The organism is Streptomyces sp. NP-1717 (assembly GCF_022695985.1).
In the GTDB taxonomy this organism is placed as follows: Bacteria; Actinomycetota; Actinomycetes; order Streptomycetales; family Streptomycetaceae; genus Streptomyces.
In genome coordinates, this window is sequence record NZ_JAAPBF010000262.1 from 1 (window position 1) to 9,373 (window position 9,373).

The 9,373-nt window shown below is 71.2% G+C and carries 9 protein-coding genes; 2 read left to right on the plus strand and 7 right to left on the minus strand.

The features are described from left to right. On the minus strand, positions 1 to 555 hold a 555-nt coding region (locus tag GXP76_RS31325), incomplete at its 3' end, for an NAD-dependent epimerase/dehydratase family protein (RefSeq protein ID WP_242575005.1). Positions 556 to 591: 36 nt separating this feature from the next. Between GXP76_RS31325 and GXP76_RS31330 the strand changes: the two genes are divergently transcribed. Continuing rightward, on the plus strand, positions 592 to 1,086 hold the full coding sequence (locus tag GXP76_RS31330) for a GNAT family N-acetyltransferase (protein WP_242575006.1): 495 nt from the start codon (positions 592 to 594) through the stop codon (positions 1,084 to 1,086). Between the two features lie 18 nt (positions 1,087 to 1,104). On the opposite strand, the gene GXP76_RS31335 is transcribed toward GXP76_RS31330, so the two are convergent. After that, positions 1,105 to 1,629, minus strand: a complete 525-nt coding sequence (locus GXP76_RS31335; RefSeq protein ID WP_242575007.1) for a DUF4240 domain-containing protein — start codon at positions 1,627 to 1,629, stop codon at positions 1,105 to 1,107. A gap of 147 nt (positions 1,630 to 1,776) precedes the next feature. Here GXP76_RS31335 and GXP76_RS31340 point away from each other — a divergent pair, with 147 nt between their 5' ends. Continuing rightward, on the plus strand, positions 1,777 to 2,706 hold the full coding sequence (locus GXP76_RS31340) for an SDR family oxidoreductase (RefSeq protein ID WP_242575008.1): 930 nt from the start codon (positions 1,777 to 1,779) through the stop codon (positions 2,704 to 2,706). Here GXP76_RS31340 and GXP76_RS31345 read toward each other — a convergent pair. The 5 genes from GXP76_RS31345 to sucB all read right to left on the minus strand — a co-directional run. After that, positions 2,697 to 3,662 carry a YafY family protein gene (locus GXP76_RS31345; RefSeq protein ID WP_242575009.1) on the minus strand — a complete coding sequence of 322 codons (966 nt, stop codon included), beginning with the start codon at positions 3,660 to 3,662 and terminating at the stop codon, positions 2,697 to 2,699. The genes GXP76_RS31340 and GXP76_RS31345 overlap by 10 nt on opposite strands. Before the next feature lie 41 nt (positions 3,663 to 3,703). Further along, positions 3,704 to 4,534 carry a MerR family transcriptional regulator gene (locus tag GXP76_RS31350; RefSeq protein ID WP_242575010.1) on the minus strand — a complete coding sequence of 277 codons (831 nt, stop codon included), beginning with the start codon at positions 4,532 to 4,534 and terminating at the stop codon, positions 3,704 to 3,706. Positions 4,535 to 4,694: 160 nt separating this feature from the next. Then, positions 4,695 to 7,373, minus strand: a complete 2,679-nt coding sequence (aceE, locus tag GXP76_RS31355; RefSeq protein ID WP_242575011.1) for a pyruvate dehydrogenase (acetyl-transferring), homodimeric type — start codon at positions 7,371 to 7,373, stop codon at positions 4,695 to 4,697. 242 nt (positions 7,374 to 7,615) lie between these two features. Next, the gene (locus tag GXP76_RS31360) at positions 7,616 to 8,239 is read right to left on the minus strand and encodes a GntR family transcriptional regulator (protein ID WP_147872621.1); all 624 of its coding nucleotides are present in this window, start codon (positions 8,237 to 8,239) and stop codon (positions 7,616 to 7,618) included. A gap of 166 nt (positions 8,240 to 8,405) precedes the next feature. Then, positions 8,406 to 9,373: 2-oxoglutarate dehydrogenase, E2 component, dihydrolipoamide succinyltransferase (sucB, locus tag GXP76_RS31365; RefSeq protein WP_242575012.1), on the minus strand; the 968-nt coding region annotated here is incomplete at its 5' end.

Here is a 9,373-nt window from a genome sequence, read left to right on the forward strand (position 1 = left end):
GAACGTGAACCCCGACTCCAACAGCCGCCCCCAGGCGCCGCCCTCGCGGGCCACGACGAGCCCCGTGCGGGCGAACACCGTCCGTACGCCCGCGTCCGACGCGGCGGACGCCGCGTCCTCCCACTCGACGCACACGGACGGCAGGAACCCCTCGCCGGGCGGCGCCGACTCGTCCACCGGGCGGTCGCCCGTGTCGCCGTAGAAGCCGATGGCCGACCCGCACACCAGGACCTTCGGCGGGGTGTCGAGCGACGCGACGGCCTCGGCGATCGCCGCCGTACCGAGGACGCGGCTGTCCCTGATCTCCTTCTTGTACGCGTCGGTCCACCGGTGGTCCGCGACCCCCGCGCCCGCGAGATGGACGACGGCCTCGCAGCCGTACAGCCCGCTCACGTCGACGTACTGGCGGGACGGGTCCCACTCGACCTCGTCGCCCGCCCGGGAGGGGTGCCGGACCAGGCGCACCACCTCGTGCCCGTCCGCTCGCAGGGAGCGCGTGAGCGCCGTGCCGATGAGCCCGTTGGAGCCGGTGATCGCGATCCTCATGAGACCCATCCTGCCCGCACCCGCCCACGTGGGACAGTTGGTGCCATGCCGGAACCTCACATACGTGGCGCCCTTCCTTCGGACGACGACGCCCTGAGCAGCCTCGACCACGACACCTGGTCGTCCCTGCACGCGGTGACGCCCAGGCAGGAGCCGCCGTTCGAGCCGTTCTTCGACGCGCGGCACCGGCCCGGCGACTATCTGGTCGCCGAGGCCGACGGAAGGATCGCCGGCTATCTCCGGCTGGTGGCGCCCACCCCGCTGGCCTGCAACGCGCACGTCCGGCAGATCCAGGGGCTCGCCGTGCACGAGTGGGCACGCGGCCGGGGCGTGGCCCGGCTGCTGCTGCGGGCGGCGATCGAGCGGGCGCGCGCCGAGGGCGCGGTGCGCATGACGCTGCGCGTGCTCGGGCACAACACGCCGGCGCGCACGCTCTACGAGTCGGAGGGGTTCGTGGTGGAGGGCGTGCTGCCGGGGGAGTTCTTCCTGGACCGGAGGTACGTCGACGACGTGCTCATGGGCCGTTCCCTGGACACCTGACACCGAGACACGCGGCCGTCAGTCCACGCCGAACCGCTCCCAGAGGCGGGGCAGCCGGTCCGCGAGCGCCTGTGCGTCCTCGAAGTCGACCGGCGTGCCCTCGGGCTCCGGGGCCTGCGGGGCGACCCCCAGATCGGGCGCGACGGCCCCGGTGAGCTGTTCGTACGCCTCGTCGGCCGCGTACCCCAGCTCCTCGCCGTCGCCGTCGATCTCCTCGTCGAACTCCCCGACGAGTTCGGCGAGGCTGTCCGGCTCGTGCACGGCGCCCTCGAAGATCTCCCGGCCCTGGCCGATGAGCCAGCAGCGGAAGTAGTCGAACGCGTCGTCGCTCGCGCCGCCGAGCAGGATCGCGGCGGCCGCCCACAGATCCCAGTGGTACGCGCGGTTGTAGCGGGTCTCGAAGTGCCGGGCGAAGTCCAGGACCGAGTCGGGGTCCAGTTGGAGCAACCGCTCCACGAGGAGATCGGCGTGCTCGTCGGGATCGCCGCCGGCCGCCTCGCGCGTGGCGTCGATGATCTCCCAGAACTCCGTCTCGTCGGTCACGGGTACAGCATCGTGCTTGGCACGGGGCGGCGCACGCGGAGTGCGGAAAGCGGGGCATCCGCGCCGCGCGTGGTGAGGAAGCCGGACAGAAGATGTCTCCTTTCCGTGGAACGATCACCGGGAGATCGAGAGAGAGGGAGCCGGCCGATGACCGACAACCACGACAAGCCGCTGACAGGAAAGATCGCACTGGTCGCCGGGGCCACCCGGGGCGCGGGCCGGGCGATCGCCGTGGAGCTCGGCGCCGCGGGCGCGACGGTGTACGTGACCGGGCGCACCACGCGGGAGAAGGTCAGCGAGGTGGGGCGGTCCACGGAGACCATCGAGGAGACCGCCGAACTGGTCACCCGCGCGGGCGGCGAGGGCATCGCCGTACCGACCGACCATCTGGAGGTCGAGCGGGTGCGGGCGCTCGTGGACCGGATCGACCGGGAGCAGGGCCGGCTGGACGTGCTGGTCAACGACGTATGGGGCGGAAATCAGCTCCTGGACTTCGACACCCCCGTGTGGGAGCTGGATCTGCGGCGCGGGCTGCGGATGCTGGAACTGGGAGTGAAGACCCATCTGATCACCAGCTCCGTCGCGCTGCCGCTGCTGGTACGGCGGCCGGGCGGGCTGGTCGTCGAGGTCACCGACGGAACGGCCGAGTCGAACAGGACGCCGCGCAACAACCTCTACTTCGACCTCGCCAAGAACGCCCCGATCCGGATGGCCTACCTGCTGGCCGAGGAGCTGAAGAGCGTCGGCGGCACGGCGGTCGCGGTCACGCCCGGCTTCCTGCGCTCCGAGGAGATGCTCGACGACTTCGGCATCACCGAGGAGAACTGGCGGGAGGGGATCAAGGTCCACCGGCACTTCGCGCTCTCGGAGACGCCCGTCTACCTGGGCCGGGGCATCGCGGCGCTCGCCGCCGACCCGGAGCGGGAGCGCTGGGCGGGGCAGTCGCTCTCCAGCGGGCAGCTGGCGAAGGAGTACGGCGTCACGGACACGGACGGCAGCCGGCCGGACGTGTGGGCGTACATGGCGGCCGAGGCGGCGGCGCCCGGCACGGAGATCTCCATGGACGGCTACCGGTAGAGACGGGCGGTGCGGTCGGCGGAGTCGGCGAAGCGGGCGCGCAGCTCCGCCGGCTCCACCACCTCCAGCTCCGGGCCGAAGGCGAAGAGCTGGGAGAACGCGACGTCGGCCGACTCGACCGGAAGCGTGAGGGTCGTCCAGCCGTTCTCGTCCGGCGGGCCGGCCGCCTCCGCCGCCTCCTGGGCCGACGCCCGGTCGGTCAGATACGGCAGCCGGCGCAGACCCTCCGGGGAGAGCCGGAGCACCACCTCCGTACGGAGGATCGACCGGGTGAACTGCGCGGCCCGCTCTTCCCAGAAGGAGGGCAGGTCGAACGACTCGTCCCGTTCGAAGCGCTCCTCCGAGAGCGTCATCCGTGTGAAACGGTCTATCCGGTAGACCCGGAAGGACGTGTCGACGCGGGCGCAGAGGTACCAGACGCCCGCCTTGAGCACGAGCCCGTACGGTGCCAGCCGCCGCTCCACCTCGGTGTCCTGGCGCCGGTAGCGGGCGACGACGGTGCGGTCGTCCCACACGGCCTCGGCGACGACCGGCAGCAGCTCCGGCGTCTCCGGCTCCTTGTACCAGTCGGGCGCGTCCAGGTGGAACCGCTGCGCCGCCGAGTCCGACGCACCCCGCAGGGAGGGGAGCAGCGCCGCCGACACCTTCAGCCGGGCGGCGGACGCCGCGTCCTCCAGGCCCATCTCGCGGAGCGCGTTCGGCAGCCCGGAGAGGAACAGGGCCTCCGCCTCGCCGCGGGCCAGGCCCGTGAGGCGGGTGCGGTAGCCGCCGACGAGCCGGTAGCCGCCCGAGCGCCCCCGGTCCGAGTAGACCGGCACCCCGGCCTCGGAGAGGGCCAGCGCGTCGCGTGTGACGGTGCGCTCGGACACCTCCAGCTCCTGTGCCAGCTCGGCCCCGGTCATGGAGGGCCGCGCCTGGAGGAGCAGGACCATCTTGATCAGCCGGGCAGCGCGCATGGAGCCATTGTCCATGGCGGCGCGGGCGCGCCCGGACCGGTTCACGCCAGGGGTTCCTGGATCTCCGTCACCCACTTCTCGCGGTCCGGCGGGCATTCGAGGCTGACCTCGCGGGGGTATCCGGCCGAGACGTGGCCGCCCGCGTCCTTCCAGGCGGCCAGGATCTGTTCCGTACGGAGCATGTCGCCGACCGCCGCGTCCATCGGGCCGCGGTGCACGATCGTCGCCGCGCGTTCGACGGCGGGCAGGTCGACGATCCGGAAACCGTGGGCGGGGTCGGGTTCGGCGGCGACCGTGAGGGCGGCGTGCACGACGACCGCGCCGTCGCCGTCCGGCACGTCCTCGTAATAGGCGATGCCGGGCCCCGTTGCCGGTACTCCGGCCGCCTCCAGGCGCCGGAACAGCTCCTCGTACAGAGGGCCGATGACGGGGCCGATGTCCTGCGGTTCGAAGCTGGCCGCCACGGCGGACAGTTCGGCCACCCGTACCGCGGGGATGCTTTTGACGACGACGTCCTCGGTGGGCATACGTCCCTCACTCTCGATCGACCGGAGCCTCGCCTCGACCTGGCCCAGCCTGGCGGCGGCCGCCGCCATCGCCGCTTCCAGCTCGGCCCGCCGCAGCGTGAGCATCCCGCGCAGCTCGTCCGGGCTCACACGGTCCTCCAGGATCTCCCGCACCTGCTGGAGCGTGAAGCCGAGGTCCTTGAGGGCGATGACCCGGTTGAGCTGGGCGAGCTGGGCCGCCGTGTAGTAGCGGTACCCGCTGAACGGGTCGGTGCGGGCGGGGCGCAGCAGCCCGATCGCGTCGTAGTGACGCAGCATGCGGGCCGACACACGGCCGTGCCTGGCGAAGTCTCCGATGGTGAACATGACGTCCCCTACTGCACGGGTTCACACGGTGTCAGGGTCAAGCGTGGTGCCGGGGGACAGCATGCCGTGGACGTGACCTCCTGGGGAGCCTCACAAGGAAGCGGCTTCCGCCGGCCACGAGGGGCCGGCGGAAGCCGCTTCCTTGACGACGACGCGTCTGTCAGAGGCCGTAGCGCTCCCGCGCCTCCTTGACCGCCGACGCGGGCACCTCGCCGCGCCGCGCGAGCTGCGCCAGCGCCGCGACCGTGATCGAGTGCGCGTCGACGCCGAAGTGGCGGCGGGCCGCCTCACGCGTGTCGGAGAGGCCGAAGCCGTCCGTACCGAGCGAGGAGTAGTCCTGCTCGACCCACTGGCTGATCTGGTCGGGCACCTGGCGCATCCAGTCGCTGACGGCCAGCACCGGGCCCGGCGCCCCGTCCAGGGCCTGGGTCACGTACGGCGTGCGCTCTTCGCCCCGCAGGAGCGCCTCGTCGGCCTCCAGGGCGTCCCTGCGCAGCTCGCCCCAGGACGTCGCCGACCAGACGTCGGCCGTGACACCCCACTCGGCGGCGAGCAGTTCCTGGGCCGCGAGGACCCAGTGGATGGCCGTACCGGAGGCGAGCAGCTGGAGCCTCGGCGAGTCCGCCTTGGCGGGCACGCCCTCCTTGAAGCGGTAGAGGCCCTTGACGATGCCCTCCTCCACGCCCTCGGGCATGGCGGGCTGCGGCATCGGCTCGTTGTAGACGGTGAGGTAGTAGAAGACGTCCTCGGCATCGGGCCCGTACATCCGCCGCAGGCCGTCCTTGACGATGACCGCGATCTCGTACGCGAACGCCGGGTCGTAGTTGAGCGAGGCGGGGTTCGTCGCCGCGAGCAGGTGCGAGTGGCCGTCCGCGTGCTGGAGGCCCTCGCCCGTCAGGGTCGTACGGCCGGCCGTCGCGCCGACGATGAAGCCCTTGCCGAGCTGGTCGGCGAGCTGCCACATCTGGTCGCCCGTGCGCTGCCAGCCGAACATCGAGTAGAAGATGTAGAACGGGATCATCGTCTCGCCGTGCGTCGCGTACGACGTCGCGGCGGCGATGAAGTCGGCCATCGAACCGGCCTCGGTGATCCCCTCGTTGAGGATCTGGCCGTCCTTGGCCTCCTTGTAGTACATGATCTGGTCGCGGTCGACCGGGTCGTACGTCTGGCCGCGCGGCGAGTAGATGCCCGCCGACGGGAACAGCGCCTCCATGCCGAACGTACGTGCCTCGTCGGGGACGATCGGGACCCAGCGCCTGCCGGTCTCCTTGTCCCGCATCAGGTCCTTTACCAGCCGGACGAACGCCATGGTCGTGGCGACCGACTGCTTCCCGGAACCCTTGTAGACGGACTGGAACGCCTTCTCGGAGGGCTCGGGCAGGGCGACGGCATGCACTCGGCGGGCCGGGGCGGGCCCGCCGAGCTCCGCACGCCGCTCCTGCAGGTAGCGGACTTCGGGGGAGTCGGCGCCGGGGTGGCCGTACGGCACCAGCTCGTCGTTCAGCTTCGAGTCGGGGATGGGAAGTTCGAGCAGGTCCCGCATGGTGCGGAACTGGTCGCCGGAGAGCTTCTTCATCTGGTGGTTGGCGTTGCGCGACTCGAAGCCGGTGCCGAGCGTGTAGCCCTTCACCGTCTGGGCGAGGACCACGGTCGGCGCGCCCTTGTGGGCGAGCGCGGCGCGGTAGGCCGCGTACACCTTGCGGGCCTCGTGGCCACCGCGCGAGCTGTGGAAGCACTCGTCGATCTTCGCGTCGCTCAGCAGCTTCGCCAGCTCGGCGAGCGCGGGCTCGGCTCCGAAGAAGTGCTCACGGATGTACGCCACGTCGCGGGTCGCGTACGTCTGGAACTGCGCGTCCGGCACCTCGCGCAGCCGCCGTACGAGGGCGCCCGTGGTGTCGAGCGCGAACAGCTCGTCCCAGGCGGAGCCCCACAGCGACTTCACGACGTTCCAGCCCGCGCCCCGGAACTGGGACTCCAGCTCCTGCACGATCTTGAAGTTGGCGCGGACGGGGCCGTCGAGGCGCTGGAGGTTGCAGTTGATGACGAAGGTCAGGTTGTCGAGCCCCTCGCGGGCCGCGAGGGCGAGTGCCGCCGTGGACTCGGGCTCGTCCATCTCGCCGTCGCCGAGGAACGCCCAGACGTGGGAGGCGGAGGTGTCCTTGATCCCGCGGTTCGTCAGGTAGCGGTTGAAGCGCGCCTGGTAGATCGCGGAGAGCGGGCCGAGGCCCATGGAGACCGTGGGGAACTCCCACAGCCACGGCAGGCGCCGCGGGTGCGGGTAGGAGGGGAGACCCTTGCCGCCGGCCTCCTGACGGAAGTTGTCGAGGTGCTCCTCGGTGAGCCGGCCGTCGAGGAACGCGCGGGCGTAGATGCCGGGGGAGGCGTGGCCCTGGATGTAGAGCTGGTCGCCCGAGCCGGGGGAGTCCTGGGACTCCTTGCCGCGGAAGAAGTGGTTGAAGCCCGTCTCGTAGAGCCAGGCGGCCGAGGCGAAGGTGGCGATGTGGCCGCCGACGCCCAGGCGCGAGCCACGGGTGACCATCGCGGCGGCGTTCCAGCGGTTCCAGCCGGCGATACGGGTCTCCATCGCCTCGTCGCCGTCGAAGGCGGGCTCGGCGGCGGTGGGGATGGTGTTCACATAGTCCGTCTCCAGCAGAGCGGGCACGGGAACCCCGTTGCGCTCGGCGTGCTGGAGCGTGCGCCGCATCAGGTACGCCGCACGGTGCGGGCCCGCGTGCTCGGTGACGGCGTCGAGTGAGGCCGCCCACTCGGCGGTTTCCTCGGCGTCGCGGTCCGGGAGCTGGTCGAGCTCGCTCGGAAGCTTGCCTACGGGGTCGGGCATGGTCGCCGCCTTCCGGTCACACAGGAGGGGGTGGAGAGAGGGGTGGGGAAAGTGTGGAGAGGAGCCTTGTCTGGCAGGACAGGGCGAAGGGCTGGGTACAGCCCGATGTCGACTGTAAGTCGCTGATCGATGATCGATCAAAGAACTGACGGCAAAATTTCATGATCTGCGGAAATTGGCATCCAGTGCCGGTGGGCAGGGCACGCGGTGACGCCGCGAATCGGGATGAATCCGGCGGCCGGTCAGGCGCGCGGTGCGCATCCGAGCACGTGGTCCTTCACCAGTGCGCCGATGAGCGGATCGCGGCGCCTGAACGCCTCCACCAGTTCCTGGTGCTCCTCCGCGTACGACTTCTGGACGGTCCCGAGCCACCGGATGGAGAGCGCCGTGAACACCTCGATGCCGAGCCCTTCCCAGGTGTGCAGCAGGACGCTGTTCCCGGCGGCGCGCACCAGCTCGCGGTGGAAGTCGACGGTGTGCCGCACCTGCGCGGTGCCGTCGGCCCGCCGGTCCGCCTCGTACAGCGCCGTCACGTGCGGCTCCAGGGCGGAGGTGTCGGCGGCCAGCCGTTCGGCGGCCAGCTCGGCGGCGATCTGCTCCAGACCGGCCCGTACGGGGTAGCTCTCCTCAAGATCGGCGGCGGTCAGATTCCGTACGCGTACGCCCTTGTTGGGCGCGGACTCGATCAGCCGCAGCGACTCCAGCTCGCGCAGGGCCTCACGTACCGGCGTCTGACTGACCGCCAGCTCGGTCGCGATCCGCCGCTCGACGATCCGCTCACCCGGCTTCCAGCGTCCGCTGACGATGCCCTCCACGATGTGCTCGCGGATCTGCTCGCGCAGCGAGTGGACGACGGGCGGGATCATGACGGGGCTCCTTCGGACGGCCGTGGCCGAGGTTACCTCTCGCGGGCGGGCCGCCAGGGGGATCATGGCTGAGGGAGAACGAGACCTTTACGCGACGGCGCCCCCGGCCGGATCTCTCCGGGCGGGGGCGCCGTCGTGACATACGGACGTGCCGTAGGGATGCGGACTACAGGCCCAGCTCGACCTCGAACTCGCCCGCTTCCAGGATCCCCTTGACCGCCGTCAGGTAGCGGGCGGCGTCCGCGCCGTCCACCAGCCGGTGGTCGTAGGAGAGCACGACGTGGACCATGTCGCGCACCGCGATCGTCTCGCCGAGGTCCGGGTGGTTGATGACCACCGGGCGGCGGACCGTCGCGCCGATGCCCAGGATGCCGACCTGGTTCGGGGGCACGATGATCGTGTCGAACAGGGCGCCGCGCGAGCCGGTGTTGCTGATGGTGAAGGTCGCACCGGACAGCTCGTCCGGCGTGATCTTGCTGCCGCGGACCTTGCCCGCCAGCTCGGCGGTCTTCTTGGCGATGCCGGCGAGGTTCAGGTCGCCCGCGCCCTTGATGACCGGCGTCATCAGACCCTTCTCGGAGTCCACGGCGATGCCGATGTTCTCCGAGTCGAAGTACGTGATGGTGCCCTCGTCCTCGTTGATACGGGCGTTGACCACCGGGTACGCCTTGAGCGCCTGGGCGGCGGCCTTGACGAAGAACGGCATCGGGGACAGCTTCACGCCCTCGCGGGCGGCGAAGGCGTCCTTGGCCTGCGCGCGCAGCCTCATCAGCTTGGTGATGTCGACCTCGACGACCGACGTCAGCTGGGCCTGGCCGTGCAGCGCCTTCATCATGTTCTCGCCGATGACCTTGCGCATGCGGGGCATCTTGACCGTCTGGCCACGCAGCGGGGAGACCTCCAGCTTGGGGGTCTTCGACGCGGCGGCAGCCGGAGCGGCCGCGGGAGCCGGCGCCTGGGCGGCCTGAGCGGCAGCCGCCTTGGCGGCCTCCGCGGCGGCGACGACGTCCTGCTTGCGGATGCGGCCACCGACGCCGGTGCCCTTCACCGAGGCCAGGTCGACGCCGTTCTCGGCGGCGAGCTTGCGCACGAGCGGAGTCACGTACGCGCCCTCGTCACCGGAACCGGCGGCGG